The organism is Sphingomonas sp. Ag1, from assembly GCF_000980895.1.
GTDB lineage: Bacteria > Pseudomonadota > Alphaproteobacteria > Sphingomonadales > Sphingomonadaceae > Sphingomonas > Sphingomonas panaciterrae.
The window spans coordinates 344,218-358,221 of record NZ_LAZX01000094.1 but is presented as its reverse complement, the minus strand read 5'-3'; the positions used below and the strand labels follow the sequence as shown (position 1 = coordinate 358,221).

The following is a 14,004-nucleotide window of genomic DNA, read 5'->3' as shown; positions in this document are numbered from 1 at the left end:
AAATATGGCGGGTGTTGCAGAGAACACCCGCCTCCATACCGGAATTACTGTAACGTGTTTTAATATCCGTTGAGCCGCGCAAAACGGTCACGATGGTAGCTGGCATTGCCCCACATCGTCTCCAGCACGGCGGAGCGCTTCAGATAGAGGCCGGCATCATATTCGTCGGTCATGCCGACGCCGCCGTGCAGCTGCACCATCTCACGGCTGACAAGACGCAGCGTGTCATTCGCCACCGCCTTTGCCAGGCTGACCGCCTGGTCGACGTCCGAACGATTTGCGTCGATTGCTTCCAACGCGCCCTCAACGGCGGACCGCATCAGCTCGATTTCGGTCTTCATCTTTGCCATGCGGTGCTGCAGCGCCTGGAAGGTCGACAGGACCTGGCCGAACTGCACGCGCTGCTTGAGGTAGTCGAGCGTCTGGCTGAACGCGTTCTCCGCCATGCCAAGCATTTCCGCTGTGGTGACGGCAGTGGCGCGATCGACAATGGCGCGGCTGAGCTCCGGCCCGCCGAGCTTCTCAGCCGGCGCGTTGGTGAAGGTGACGTCGGCATGGCTGCGGCTGTCCGCCATGCGGCGCGTGTGGACGGTGACCCCCTCACCCTTCGCCACGACATAGAGGCCATCAGCAGCGGCCACGACGAACACGTCAGCGCCGTCACCCTCGGCGACGAACTTCTTGGCACCACTCAGCGAACTGCCCGACACGGTAGTTTGGAGATTATCGACACCGGTGTGCAGCGGGCCTTCATCGATCGCGAGCGTGGCAACCGCCTCGCCGCTGGCGAGCTTGCCCAGCCAGTCGGACTTTGCCGCGTCGGACGTGCCCGTCGCGATCGCGCTTGCCGCGACTGCGGTCGAAGACAGCGGGCTCACAGCCAGATTGCGGCCGAGCTGCTCGACCACCAGTCCGAGCGATAGATAACCGAAGGCAGAGCCACCGAATTCCTCGGGGATGAGAATGCCCGCCCACCCCATCTGGCCAATCGTATTCCATGCCTCGGGATCGAACCCCTTGGCCGGTGCTGCGTCGAGCAGCTTGCGGAACGCGGTGGTTGGCGACTCATTGTCGGCCCACTCGCGCGCCATGTCGCGCAACATCACCTGTTCGTCGTTCAGCAACGCCATTTCTCAAACCCTTTAACGAAGGACCTGCCGGGGAGGGCGGACGTCTGTGCGCCCGCTCCTCGACCCGGCCCTCTCCGACGCGTTCGCCCGCGCCTAACCGAATAACAAACCAGCGATTACTGGTGGTCGAGCATCCCCAGGATGCGCTTCGCGATGACGTTGTTCTGGATCTCGGTCGAACCGCCGTAGATCGACACCGCCTTCCCCCACAGCCAAGTGCGGGTTGCCGCCAGTTCCTCGTTGCTGAAGCCCTCGCCTTCCCAGCCGAGGCCCTGCATGCCCATGATCTCGATCGCCAGTTCGGCGCGATCCTGAGTGATGCGGGCGCCGACGTTCTTCATCACGCTGGTGGCGGCGGACGGACCGGCATTGCCCTTGGCCTCGAGTGCCGCACGGCGCAGCGTGAGCGCGAAGGCGCGCTGGTCCATCTCATGCTTGATGATGCGGGTGCGCAGGTCGCTATCGGCCAGCTTCCCTTCGGCATCGACCCCGCGATACTTCTTCGCGATCGACGGGATCTGCTCGCCCTGGTTCATGCGGCCCTGCGAGCCGCCGCCGCCGGAAAGCGAATTACGCTCGTGCTGCAGCAGCCGGGTGCCGATGGTCCAGCCCTGCCCTTCCTGGCCGACCAAATTCTCCTTGGGCACCTTCACGTTGGTGAAGAAGGTCTCGCAGAAGGGCGAGGCGCCAGAGATCAGCTTGATCGGGCGGGTTTCGACGCCCTCGGCATCCATGTCGATCAGCAGGAAGCTGATGCCGGCATGCTTCTGCGTCTTGTCGGTGCGCACCAGCGCGAAGCACTTGTCCGCCCACTGGCCGCCGCTCGTCCAGGTCTTCTGGCCGTTGACGATGTAATGATCGCCCTTGTCCTCGGCGAAGGTCTGCAAGGACGCGAGGTCCGAACCGGCGCCCGGCTCCGAATAGCCCTGGCACCAGCGCACTTCACCGCGGACGATGCCGGGGATGTGCTTCTGCTTCTGCTCCTCGCTGCCATATTCCAGCAGCGTCGGCCCGAACATCATCACGCCCATGCCGCCGATCGGGTTCCAGGCGCCGATGCGCGCCATTTCCTCACCCAGCACGCGCGCCTGTTCGCGGGTCAGCCCGCCGCCGCCATATTCCTTCGGCCAAGTGGGCGTGCCCCAACCCTTGGCGCCCATCGCCTCGCGCCACGCCTTCTGCTCGGCGGTTTCCTCCGTCGGACCATCAACGGCCGACATGGCGTTATCCTTGCCACGCAGGCTTTGCGGGAAGTTCGCTTCGAGCCAGGCGCGCGCCTCAGCGCGGAAAGCATCAATCGTGTCTGCGGAACGGTCCAGTTCGGCGGCGCTTGCCATCAATCATTTCTCCGAAGCCGATTCTGAATATCGGGTATGGCGCATTCATGCCACGTTTCCGATGGCAAGCAAAGCGACAACTGTTACCTGTTCGTCTATGCGGTTTCGCCGGAAGGTGAGCTGATGCGATTCGATCATCCAGCCGTGCCCGTCGCGATCGCAGCGATGCTGATCGATTCCATCGGTTTCGGGATCGTGCTTCCCGTTCTGCCGGCGCTGATCGTAGAGCTCGGACGCGTCGATCTTGCCGATGCGACGCGGATCGGCGGCTATCTGCTGGCGATCTACGCCGTCACCCATTTCTTTGCCGGTCCGGTAATCGGCAGCCTTTCAGACAGATACGGCCGACGGCGCGTATTGCTGATCAGCCTGTGCTGCTTCGGGATCGACTATGCCTTCATGGCCTTTGCGCCGTCGCTCGGCTGGCTGTTTGCAGGCCGCGCCATCGCCGGAATCGCGGGTGCGACCTATGGCCCGGCCAATGCCGTCATCGCGGACGTCACGCCGCCCGAGCAGCGCGGGCGGATGTTCGGCCTGCTGGGCGCGGCGTTCGGTGGCGGGTTCATCCTGGGGCCGGCGATCGGCGGCTTGTTGGGTGACCTGGGACCGCGCGCGCCCTTTGTCGCCGCGGCGGCGCTGGCCTTCGCCAATGCGGCGCTGATCCTGGCGGTGATGCCGGAGACGCTGGTGCCGGAGAACCGCCGCCCCTTCGACTGGCGCCGTGCCAATCCGGTCGGCGCGTTTGTCCCGCTCTTTCACGCCGGCGGTGCTGCGGCGCTGCTGATCGGCGCGTTGCTGTGGCAGATCGCGCATATGGTCTATCCCTCGACCTGGACCTTTTACGTCAGCATCGCGCTGGAGTGGGACAGCAAGGCGATCGGATGGTCGCTGGCCGCGTCAGGCCTGTCGATGATGCTGGCGCAGGTGTTTCTGATCGGGCCGACGATCAAGCGGTTCGGGGAGGATCGTACGGTGCTGATCGGGCTGACGGCGGGGGTGATAGTCTTTGCGCTCTACGCCTTTGCGCAGCAGGGGTGGCAGCTCTACGCGCTGATCGCAGCCGGGGCGGTGACCGGGCTGGTCGGACCGTCGATCAATGCGATCCTGTCGACCCGCGTCGACTCCGCGAACCAGGGTGCGTTGCAAGGCGGGCTGGCAAGCCTCTCCAGCGTCGCGGCCATCGTGGGCCCGCTGGCGATGACCCAAGCACTGGCCTTTGGTGCCGAGCGCGGCCATGCGGGCGGTGCTTTCCTGCTCGCCTCGTTGCTGTGTGCCGTCACCTTTGCCGTGTTCCTGCTGGGCGTGGTGCGGCGTCGCGCGGTGCTTGCCTGATCGGCCCCAGCCCCCATCTGGCCCACGAACCACAAGGGAGAATTGCATGATCGATCTTCATTATTGGCCGACACCAAATGGGCACAAGATCACGCTTTTCCTGGAGGAAACCGGCGTTCCCTACCGGATCATTCCGGTGAACATCGGCACTGGCGAGCAGTTCAAGCCCGACTTCCTGAAGATCGCGCCCAATAACCGGATGCCGGCGATCGTCGATCATGAGCCTGCCGATGGCGGTGCGCCGATCTCCGTCTTCGAATCGGGCGCTATCCTGTTGTATCTGGCCGAAAAGACCGGGCGTTTCGGAGGGGACACCATGCGTGCGCGGGCCGAGGTGAACCAGTGGCTGATGTGGCAGATGGGCGGTCTGGGACCGATGCTGGGGCAGAACCACCATTTCCGCAATTACGCGCCCGAGAAGGTGCCCTACGCAATCAACCGATATCTGAATGAAACCAATCGCTTGTACGGCGTTCTTGATCGTCGCCTGGCAGATCGACCGTTCGTGGCGGGCGACGATTACACGATCGCCGATATGGCGAGCTATCCCTGGATCCTGCCCGAGGCGCAGGGGCAGGACCTGAGCGAATTTCCCAACATCGCGCGTTGGCACGCGGCGATCAAGGCGCGGCCGGCGACCGAGCGCGCCTATGCCAAGGGGAAGGAGATCCAGCCCGCGCCGGCGCCGATGTCCGACGAGGCGAAGAAGGTGTTGTTCGGCCAGACCGCGAACACGGGGCGCTGAGCCGGCCCGCCGTGATACCCCGCCGGCGTGCTGGCGGGGTATCATGGCCTGTTACCAGAGATTATCGGCCGCGAACCGAGACATCGCGGCCAGCAACCTTCAATTCTCCCGACCGGGACGGCGGCTGCCGCCGGTATCGAGGTGGAAGCCGGCATCGACGCGCCAGGTTTCGCCGGTAATCGCGCGGCCGGCGGGGTCGAGCAGCATCTCGATCGGGCCGGCGATATCCTCTGCCTGCGGAGCCATCGCCATCGGGGTACGGCGCGCGACATTGGCGTCGAGCTTTGCTTTGCCCTCCACGCCGAGCGACTTTTCGAACCAGCCGGTGCCGACATAGCCGGGCGCGACGGCGTTGACGCGGATCGCCGGCGCCAGGACGCGGGCGAGGCTTTGCGTCATGGTGATCAGCGCGCCCTTGGAAGCGGCATAGGCGATCGAGGAGCCGACGCCCTGGATGCCGGCGATCGAGGCGATATTGACTACGGCGCTCATCGGCCCTTCGCGCATCGCGGGCGCAGCGGCGCGGACCATCTGGAAGGCGGCAATGGTGTTCAGCCGGTAAATGTCGATGAAATCGTCGGCGTCGAGGCCGTCGAGATCCTCATGCATGACATGTTTGGTACGGCCGGCATTGTTGACGAGGAAATCGAGCCGGCCGAAGGTGTCAGTGGCGGCGGCAACGAGCTTCCGACATTCGGCGTCGTCGGCGATGTCGGCCTGTACCGCGATCGAGCCGTTGCCGACCTCTGCCGCCAGCGCCTCCGCCTCGGCACGGCTGTGCGCATAGTTGATGACGCTGCGCACGCCGCGTGCCGCGAGCCGGCGAACCACCGCTGCCCCGATCCCGGTACCCCCGCCGGTGACGATTGCCACTCCGCCGTCCATTTGACTCTCCTTTAAATTCGAATGTCGCGTATGGCATTCGGCAGCGGCGCCCGCTAGCGCAGGAATCATGGAGAGAGTTGAAGACCTGCTCGCACGGGATTTCGGCACCTTGCCGGACCTGATCCGCCGCCACGCCGCCAACCAGCCCGACAAGCTGGCGATCGCCGATGGCGACGCGCAAATCACCTATGCCGAGCTGGACCGGGCGATGGACCGCGCCGCGGCGGCGCTTCAGCGCGACGGCACGGCGCAGGGACAGGCGGTGGCGATCGTCAGCTATCCGAGCGTCGCGCAGTCGATCGTGTTCCTGGCCGCGGTGCGCGCTGGTTCGATCGCCGCGCCGATCCAGCCATCCGCCACGCCGGAGCAGATCGCCGGCATGGTGGAGGACAGCGGCGCCAACCTCGTCTCCCTCGATCGCGCCAATGCCGATGCGCTGGCCGGCCAGACGATGTCGGCCCGGATCGTCATGCTGGAGGAACTGGACCAGTGGCTGGCGCCGGAGGAGAGCACGCCGACGCCGGTCGAGATCGCGCCGCTCGACGCGTTCAACATCATCTACTCGTCGGGCACGACCGGCATCCCCAAGGGGATTGTGCAGAGCCACACGATGCGCTGGCAGCATCTGTCGCGCAACAGCACGGCCGGGTTCGACACCGCCGTCACGCTGCTGGCAACGCCGCTATATTCGAACACCACGCTGGTCAGTTTCCTGCCGACGCTCGCCTGGGGCGGCACGGTGGTGCTGATGAAGAAGTTCGATGCGCGCCGTTATCTGGAGCTGGCGCAGCAATATCGCGCGACGCACACGATGCTGGTGCCGGTACAATATCAGCGCATCATGGCGCTGCCCGATTTCGACAGTTTCGACCTCAGCGCCTTCCGCTTCAAGACCTGCACCTCAGCGCCGTTCAAGGCCGAGCTGAAGCGCGACATCCTGAACCGCTGGCCGGGCAAGCTGGTGGAATATTACGGCATGACCGAGGGCGGCGCGTCATTCATCCTGGTGGCGGACGAGAACCCCGACAAGCTGCACACCGTCGGCAAGCTGTCGCCCGGGCATGAGGCGTTGCTGCTGGACGAGGACGGCAACGAAGTGGCGCCCGGGGAGATGGGCGAGATCGTCGGGCGCTCGCCGGCGATGATGAACGGTTATCACAAGCGCGAGGGCGCCACGCGCGACGCGGAATATCATGACGCGGAGGGCAGGCGCTGGATCCGCCACGGCGACGTCGGGCGTATCGACGAGGACGGCTTCCTGATCCTGATGGACCGCAAGAAGGACATGATCATTTCGGGCGGGTTCAACATCTACCCGTCCGATCTGGAAGCGGTGCTGGCGCAGCATCCGGCGGTGGCCGATTGCACCGTCGTTGGCGTGCCGAGCGAGGAATGGGGCGAGACGCCGGTCGGCTTCTACGTCCCCCGCCCCGGCGCTGCGGCGAGCGCGGAGGAGGTTCGCGCAGCGGTCAATGAGAAACTGGGCAAAACCCAGCGACTGTCGAAGCTGTACGTCACCGACGAGCTGCCGCGCAGCGCGATCGGCAAGGTATTGAAGCGCGAGCTGCGCGATCGGCTCGCCCAGGGTGAATTCGAAGGGGTGAATGCATGACGAGCCTGAAGCAGATCCTGGACGGCCTGACCCCGCTGGGCGATGGCCCCGGCTGGCGCGGCGAGATCCCGGACGGGTGGCTGCAGGGGCGGACCGGCTATGGCGGGCTGTCGGCGGCGATCGCGCTGCACTGCGCGATGCAGTCCGACACCGACCTGCCCCCGCTGCGGTCGGCGCAGGTAAGCTTCATCGGCCCGCTGGCCGGGCCGATCCTGGTAACGGCGCACCGGCTGCGGCGGGGCAAGAATGCGGCGTTCATCCAGGCCGATATCGAGAGCGAGGCGGGGCTTGGCCTGCGCTGCACCTTCGTCTTCATGCGCGCGATCGAAAGCGAGCTGGATTATGCGGTGACGACCGTGCCCGATTTCGCGAAGCCGGGACCGGAGGAAACGACCTTCAAGGGGCATCCGGCGGTCGCCTTCACGCAGAATTTCGAGTTCCTCGACCGCCGCGACGGGCCGAACCTGCTGCCCGCCGAATGGCTGCGCTGGACGCGGCTCAACGAGCGCGAGGGTCTGGACCCGATGGTGGAATTGCTCGCGGTGGGTGACTGCCTGCCGCCGGCGGCGCTGCGACTGATCGGGCGCAACGTGCCGATGAGTTCACTGACGTGGATCCTGAACGTGCTGGGGCCGACGCCATCGACCGAGGACGGCTGGTGGCTGCTGCGCTCCAACGCCGACTATGCGCGCGCGGGCAGTTCGTCGCAGCAGATGGGCATCTGGAACAGCCGGGGCGAGATGGTCGCCGAGCAGATGCAGTCGGTGGCCGTGTTCGCCTGATTGCACATTGCCGGGCGCCGCGCGATGGCGCAGGCGCCCGGCAGGCACCCTAGCCCTGGCCGGTCATCATGCCCCAGAGCATCCAGCCGTTGAGCAGCACGATCACGGCGGCGATCCCCCAGGCAAGCGCGATCAGCCAGCGCGGGGCGGCCATCGACCCCATCAGGCGCCGGCTGCCGGTGAAGGCAACGAGCGGCAGGACCGCGAAGGGCAATTGCAGGCTGAGCACGACCTGACTGAGCACCAGCAATTGAGTCGCGCCGGAATCGCCGGCGATCAGCACGCCCGCCACCGCCGGGATGATGGCGAGGCCGCGGGTGATCAGCCGCCGCAGCCACATCGGCAGGCGCAGTTCGAGGAACCCCTCCATCACGATCTGCCCGGCGAGCGTGCCGGTGACGGTGGAATTCTGCCCGCTGGCGAGCAAGGCGATGGCGAACACCGCGCTCGCCGCGCCGACGCCGAGCATCGGGGCGAGCAATTGATGCGCCTCCTCGATCTCGGCCACTTCGGTACGGCCGGCGACGTGGAAGGTGGCGGCGGCGAGCACCAGGATCGCGGCGTTGATGAAGAAGGCGAGGCCGAGGCTGACGGTGGAATCGATCGTCGCCATCTTCAGCGCGTCGCGCTTTTCAGCGACCCCCTTCCCCACCGCGCGGGTCTGCACGATCGCGGAATGGAGGTAGAGGTTGTGCGGCATCACCGTGGCGCCGAGGATGCCGATCGCGATGTAGAGCATCAGCGGGTTGCTGATGATCTCGGTCGTCGGAATGAGGCCGGCGGCAGCGGCCGCCCAGTCCGGCCCGGCCCAGGCCAGCTCGAAGGCGAAGCAACCGGCGATGACGATCAGCAAGGCGGCGACGAACGCCTCCAGCCGGCGGAAGCCGTAGCGTTGCAGCGCGAGGATCAGGAACACGTCGACCGCGGTGACGCAGACGCCGGCCACTAGCGGCAGGCCGAACAACAGCTTCAGCGCGATGGCGGTGCCTAGCACCTCCGCCAGATCGCAGGCGATGATCGCGATCTCGCACAGCACCCACAGGACAAAGCTGACGGGCCGCGAATATTGCCGGCGGCACGCCTGGGCGAGATCCATCCCCGCGCCGATGCCGAGCCGGGCCGACAATGCCTGAAGCACGATCGCCATGAGGTTCGACAAGAGGATGACGCTGAGCAAGGTATAGCCGAAGGCCGAGCCGCCGGCGATGTCGGTGGCCCAATTGCCCGGATCCATATAGCCGACGGCGACCAGCCAGCCGGGGCCGACGAACGCGAACAGGCGGCGCCAGAAGCCGGCGCCTTCGGGAACACGGATGGAGGCATAAACCTCCGGAAGCGATCGCAACGGTTCAGTGGCGGCTGGCTTCATCGAAGCTGCCATGCGGGACGTGGAGGAGCGATTCAACCGTTTAGTCGGGCGAGTATGGCGGAATTCTGTGCGGCGAGTGCGGGATCGCAGCGGTCCGGCGCGGTGAGGATCGCGCCGTTCAGCGCCGTGTCGATTGGCGACGGGGTACGCTGCGCCGGCAGCGCGGCGACGAGGGCGCGGATCATCGACCGGGCGATGACGCCGTTCGCCGCCATCTGCGCGACGATCTCGCTCACCTCCACTGGCTGCTCATTCTCGCGCCAGCAATCGTAATCGGTGACCATGCCGACCAGCGCGTAGGGCAGCTCCGCCTCGCGTGCGAGCCGCGCCTCGGGCATGGCGGTCATGCCGATGACGTCGCAGCCCCATTGGCGATACATCTCGCTTTCGGCGCGGGTGGAGAATTGCGGGCCCTCCATCGCGAGATAGGTAGCGCCCTCGGTCACCTTGCCGCCCGCCGCCTGGACCGCGGCGCCGGCGAAGGCGGACAGCCGCTCGCACACAGGATCGGCGAGCGAGACGTGCGCCACCATGCCGGTGCCGAAGAAGCTGGCGGGACGGCCGACGGTGCGGTCGATGAATTGGTCGACGACGACGAAGCGGCCGGGCGCCAGCTCCTCGCGCAAGGAGCCCACCGACGAGACGCCGATCAGGTCAGTGCAGCCGGCGCGCTTCAGCGCATCGATGTTGGCGCGGACCGGAATGTCGCCGGGCGCGATGCGATGGCCGCGGCCGTGACGGGGCAGGAAGCGCAGGCCGACGGGGCCAATGCGGCCGAACAATATGTCGTCCGAGGTCGCGCCCCAGGGGGAGGAGACGGGCCGCCACTCAGCGTCCTCAAGCCCCTCAATCGCGTAGAGGCCGGAGCCGCCGATGATGCCGATCGTCCATTGCGTGTTCATCGCCGTCCCCTGATAAGGCGATCATGAGGATCGCCCGTCTCGCCGCGCCTGGCGCGCTCTCGCTCGCTGCGCTCACCCTTGCCGGGCCGGCGCAGGCCGCACAACCGATTGCGGGCAAATGGCTGACCCAGGATGGCAGCGCGATCGTCCAGATCGGCCAGTGCGGCGGTTCAACATGTGGGCGAATCGCCAAGGTGATCAAGGCGAAGGCGGGCGCGCCTGCCACCGATGTGAACAATCCCGATGCCGCGCTGCGCAGCCGCCCGATCGTGGGGATGCCGATCCTGAGCGAATTCAGCGATGCCGGCGACGAGTGGCGCGGCCGGATCTATGACCCGCGCAACGGCAAGAGCTACAAGTCGATCGTCACCCGCGCCAAGGACGGGTCGCTGAAGGTGAAGGGGTGCATTTCCTTCATCTGCCAGACGCAGACGTGGAAGCCGGCATCCTGATCCGGAACTGAGCGATCGGTCAGACCGGCGCTGCATCGGCATCGGCGCCGGCGCCATAATGATGCCAGGCGAAGATCGCCGCCGCGCCGCGATACGGGCGCCATGCCTCCGCCAGTTCGCGGGTCAATTTCTCGCTGGGCCGCGTCTCCTGTCCCAGAATGCGACCGACCTCTATCTGTACCGCGAGGTCGCCGGCGGGCCAGATGTCGGGGCGGCCCTCGGCGAACAGCAGGTAGATTTCGGCGGACCAGCGGCCGATCCCCTTCACGCGGGTAAGCTGCGCGATCGCTTCCTCGTCATCGAGCGGCAGGCGGTCGAAATCGAGCCGCCCGCTGGTCACTTCCTCCGCGAGGCTGCGCAGATAGCCCGATTTCTGCCGCGACATGCCGGCGGCGCGCAATTCCTCATCGGTGGCAGCCACGAGGCGGGAGAGATCGACGGGATCGCCGATCACCGCCGTCAGCTTGCGCCACATCGCGTCGGCGGCCTTCACGCTGACCTGCTGGCCGACGATCGTGCGCATCAGCGTGACGTGGCCGCGATCGCGGATGCGGGTGGGCGGATAGCCGACGCGGGCGAGCGCGGTGGCGAAGCGCGGCTCGATCGCGGCGAGCGCATCGACGCCGTCGCGCAGCGCGCGCTCGCTCAGCCCCATTGCGGGCGGCCCGCAAGATCGGCAAGGGAACGATAAACTTTCGGGGAGAGCAGCATGCCCAAGCTTATCGTCACTCTGCGTGACGGGGAAGAACGTGAGATCGACGGTTCCGCCGGCCTATCGGTGATGGAAGTCATTCGTGACGGCGGCATTGACGAGATCCTGGCGCTGTGCGGCGGGTGCTGCAGCTGCGCGACCTGCCACATCCATGTCGACCCGGAATTTGCCGCGAAACTGCCGCCGATCAGCGAGGACGAGAACGACCTGCTCGATTCCTCCAGCACGCGCGACGAATATTCGCGGCTGTCGTGCCAGCTGCCGTTCGGCCCCGATCTTGACGGGCTGAAGGTGCGCATCGCCGAGGAAGACTGACCGCCTGCCCCATGAGGGGCCGGTGATCCGGTGAACAGCAAAAGGGGGCGGGCGCCATCGGCACCCGCCCCCTTTCGTCGTTCGGGTCAGCGCGCGGCGGCGGCGTAGAGCGCGATCGCGGCGGCGTTGGAGACGTTGAGGCTTTCGACCTTGGGGCTGATCGGCAGCTTTGCCAGCTGGTCGCAATGCGCCTCGGTATTCTGGCGCATCCCCTCCCCTTCGGCGCCGAGCACGATGGCGACCTTCGCCTCGCCCATCACCTGGGCCAGCGTCTGATCGGCGTGGCCGGTGAGGCCGATGCGCCAGAAGCCGGCCTCGGCAATCTCGTCCAGCGCGCGGGCGAGATTGACCACGCGCACCCAGGGCACCGTTTCCAGCGCACCCGATGCCGCGCGGGCCAGCGCGCCCGATTCGGGCGGGGCGTGGCGATCCTGCGTGACGATGCCGAGCGCGTCGAACGCCGCGGCGGAGCGGAGCACCGCGCCGACATTGTGCGGATCGGTGACCTGATCGAGCACCACCAGTGGCCGGCGATCGTCGCGCCCCTCCATCAGCAGATCACCCAGCCAGATCTCGTCCAGCGGATCGACCTCCGCCACCAGCCCCTGGTGCGGCGCATCGGACGGGACCATGCGGCCGAGATCGGCGACATCGGCATAGACGACCGGCAACACCGGCGGCAGATCGAGCGAGGCGAGCGCCTCACGCGTGCCCCATAATTTGCGCACGGTACGATTGGGATTGGCCAGCGCAGCCGTCACGGCGTGGCGGCCCCAGAAACGGGGCCGGCCGGCCGGTGCCTGGCTGGGACGATGTCCGCGGCGTGCCATCAATTATGCTCCTCGGGGCCAGGATAAGCGAAGGGATCGGTAACCGCCGGGCGCGTCGGCATCGGCGGGCGCGGCAATGCCTTGTCGGCATTGGCGGCATTGAGCAGGAAGGCGGCGAGGATCGTCGAACCCTGGCGCAGATCCTCCTCCTTCAGGTGATCAAAGGTATCGGCGGAGGAATGGTGCGCACGGCTGTTATAGTCGAGCGGATCCTGGATGAACTGGAAGCCGGGCGCGCCGACCGACTGCATGAAGACATGGTCGGTGCCGCCGGTACGACCGATCGCGACGGTGGTCATGCCAAGGCCGTTGAACGGCGCCATCCAGCCGCGGAAGATTTCGGCCGCGGCGGGATTGTTCTCGGCATAGATGCCGCGGAACCGGCCCGAGCCATTGTCGACGTTGAAATAGGCCGCGAGGTCATTGAAGCCGGGGCGCGGGTTGATCGGCCAGCGCTTGCTCCATTCATAATAGCGCCGCTCCCCGACCAAGGGCGGATCATTGGGGCCGCCGCGCGTCGCCAGGTTCTTTTCCACCCAGGCGAGGCTGCCGAGCAATGCCTGTTCCTCGCCGTTCCACAGCGCAAAGCGGATCGTGCGCTTCGGCCGCACGCCAAGCCGCGAGAGGATGCGCGCCGCCTCCATGATGACCGCGGTGCCGGCCGCATTGTCGCTCGCGCCATCGCCCGCGACCCAGCTGTCGAAATGCGCGCCGGCCATCACATAGCCGGCCTTGGGATCGGTGCCGGGGATTTCGGCGAAGATGTTGTACGCCTGCGGATCGCTGTCGTCATAGCGCACGTCGCTGGTGATCTCGAGCGTCGGCGCCGCGCCGGTCTTCGCCAGGCGTGCAAGGCGGCGGTAATCCTCCGCCGCAATCTCGACGCCGGGCAGCGAGGGGGACTTGCCCGCCTCGAACATATAGCCTTCGCCGTGCACCAGCTTTCCGTCCCGATAGGAGATGGTGGCATAGGCGAGCGCGCCCTCCCCCTTCAGGAAGGCGTCGCGCTGCTTCTCGAAATCAGCCTCGCGCAATACCTTTGCGTCGGCGGCAGGATCGTAGCGGGGAAATCTAAATTCGGCGACCTTGCCCAATTCCTCGTCGGTGTAGCGGTGGAACGAGGCGCGCGTGCTTTCCGAGCCGGTGCCGGGCGACGACACGAGCACGATCTTGCCCGCCAGCTGGCCGCGATAGGCGGCGAAATCACGCGCGCTTTTCATCGGCGCGACGATGATCGGTGCGCTGAGCGTGCCCTGCGTCGGCGGGGTCCAGGCGATCGGGATGGCGGTAAGCTGGATCGGGCGCGGCGTGACCATGCGCACGCTGGACCCGTTGATCCACCAGCCACGGCCGAAATCGAACCCTTCCTTGTGGACGTTCTTCAGCCCCCATTCGGCGAACTTCGCCTGGGTCCATGCCTCCGCCTGGCGCATCTGCGGCGAATTGGTGAGACGCGGACCAATGACGTCGGTCAGGTGCTGCGCCGTCGTCATGACCTGCGAATGGGCCAGCCCCTCATCCATGATTCGCGCAGTGTCGTTGCGGTCCTGCGCGTGGACGGGTGCTGCAACCGCGATCGCGGCCAGAAGCAGATGGCGCAT

General features: G+C 66.5%; 14 protein-coding genes. 6 read left to right on the top strand and 8 right to left on the bottom strand.

What is annotated here, in order from left to right; genetic code table 11:
- Nucleotides 1-59: 59 nt before the first annotated feature.
- Nucleotides 60-1,130 (bottom strand): acyl-CoA dehydrogenase family protein, encoded by a 1,071-nt coding sequence (locus tag XM50_RS14575; protein WP_046410495.1) that lies wholly within the window; start codon nucleotides 1,128-1,130, stop codon nucleotides 60-62.
- A 116-nt stretch (nucleotides 1,131-1,246) separates the two neighbouring features.
- Nucleotides 1,247-2,467: an acyl-CoA dehydrogenase family protein gene (locus tag XM50_RS14570; RefSeq protein WP_046410494.1), complete on the bottom strand. Its 1,221-nt coding sequence runs from the start codon at nucleotides 2,465-2,467 to the stop codon at nucleotides 1,247-1,249.
- A gap of 123 nt (nucleotides 2,468-2,590) precedes the next feature.
- Between XM50_RS14570 and XM50_RS14565 the strand changes: the two genes are divergently transcribed.
- Nucleotides 2,591-3,799 carry an MFS transporter gene (locus tag XM50_RS14565; protein WP_082103238.1) on the top strand — a complete coding sequence of 403 codons (1,209 nt, stop codon included), beginning with the start codon at nucleotides 2,591-2,593 and terminating at the stop codon, nucleotides 3,797-3,799.
- A gap of 46 nt (nucleotides 3,800-3,845) precedes the next feature.
- The gene (locus XM50_RS14560) at nucleotides 3,846-4,544 is read left to right on the top strand and encodes a glutathione binding-like protein (protein ID WP_046410491.1); all 699 of its coding nucleotides are present in this window, start codon (nucleotides 3,846-3,848) and stop codon (nucleotides 4,542-4,544) included.
- A gap of 99 nt (nucleotides 4,545-4,643) precedes the next feature.
- Here the strand turns inward: XM50_RS14560 and XM50_RS14555 are convergent, their stop codons facing one another.
- Nucleotides 4,644-5,429 carry an SDR family NAD(P)-dependent oxidoreductase gene (locus tag XM50_RS14555; RefSeq protein WP_046410489.1) on the bottom strand — a complete coding sequence of 262 codons (786 nt, stop codon included), beginning with the start codon at nucleotides 5,427-5,429 and terminating at the stop codon, nucleotides 4,644-4,646.
- 67 nt (nucleotides 5,430-5,496) lie between these two features.
- On the opposite strand from XM50_RS14555, the gene XM50_RS14550 reads away from it, so the two are divergent.
- Entirely contained in the window at nucleotides 5,497-7,041 is a 1,545-nt protein-coding gene (locus tag XM50_RS14550; RefSeq protein WP_046410487.1) for a class I adenylate-forming enzyme family protein, read from the top strand.
- Complete coding sequence (locus tag XM50_RS14545) at nucleotides 7,038-7,823, top strand: thioesterase family protein (RefSeq protein ID WP_046410485.1); 786 nt, start codon at nucleotides 7,038-7,040, stop codon at nucleotides 7,821-7,823. Before XM50_RS14550 ends, XM50_RS14545 begins: the two co-directional genes overlap by 4 nt.
- A 49-nt stretch (nucleotides 7,824-7,872) precedes the next feature.
- Here the strand turns inward: XM50_RS14545 and XM50_RS14540 are convergent, their stop codons facing one another.
- Both XM50_RS14540 and mtnP read right to left on the bottom strand, forming a co-directional pair.
- Nucleotides 7,873-9,192, bottom strand: a complete 1,320-nt coding sequence (locus tag XM50_RS14540) for an Nramp family divalent metal transporter (RefSeq protein ID WP_046410484.1) — start codon at nucleotides 9,190-9,192, stop codon at nucleotides 7,873-7,875.
- A gap of 32 nt (nucleotides 9,193-9,224) precedes the next feature.
- Nucleotides 9,225-10,094, bottom strand: a complete 870-nt coding sequence (gene mtnP, locus XM50_RS14535; protein ID WP_046410482.1) for an S-methyl-5'-thioadenosine phosphorylase — start codon at nucleotides 10,092-10,094, stop codon at nucleotides 9,225-9,227.
- Nucleotides 10,095-10,117: 23 nt separating this feature from the next.
- Here mtnP and XM50_RS14530 point away from each other — a divergent pair, with 23 nt between their 5' ends.
- Entirely contained in the window at nucleotides 10,118-10,546 is a 429-nt protein-coding gene (locus tag XM50_RS14530) for a DUF2147 domain-containing protein (RefSeq protein ID WP_046410481.1), read from the top strand.
- Between the two features lie 19 nt (nucleotides 10,547-10,565).
- Here the strand turns inward: XM50_RS14530 and XM50_RS14525 are convergent, their stop codons facing one another.
- On the bottom strand, nucleotides 10,566-11,201 hold the full coding sequence (locus XM50_RS14525) for a DNA-3-methyladenine glycosylase family protein (protein ID WP_046410479.1): 636 nt from the start codon (nucleotides 11,199-11,201) through the stop codon (nucleotides 10,566-10,568).
- 54 nt (nucleotides 11,202-11,255) lie between these two features.
- On the opposite strand from XM50_RS14525, the gene XM50_RS14520 reads away from it, so the two are divergent.
- Nucleotides 11,256-11,573 carry a 2Fe-2S iron-sulfur cluster-binding protein gene (locus XM50_RS14520; RefSeq protein ID WP_046410477.1) on the top strand — a complete coding sequence of 106 codons (318 nt, stop codon included), beginning with the start codon at nucleotides 11,256-11,258 and terminating at the stop codon, nucleotides 11,571-11,573.
- Nucleotides 11,574-11,659: 86 nt separating this feature from the next.
- On the opposite strand, the gene rlmB is transcribed toward XM50_RS14520, so the two are convergent.
- Complete coding sequence (gene rlmB / locus XM50_RS14515; protein ID WP_046410475.1) at nucleotides 11,660-12,403, bottom strand: 23S rRNA (guanosine(2251)-2'-O)-methyltransferase RlmB; 744 nt, start codon at nucleotides 12,401-12,403, stop codon at nucleotides 11,660-11,662.
- Complete coding sequence (locus tag XM50_RS14510; protein WP_046410474.1) at nucleotides 12,403-14,004, bottom strand: M20/M25/M40 family metallo-hydrolase; 1,602 nt, start codon at nucleotides 14,002-14,004, stop codon at nucleotides 12,403-12,405. The genes rlmB and XM50_RS14510 overlap by 1 nt, the downstream gene beginning before the upstream one ends.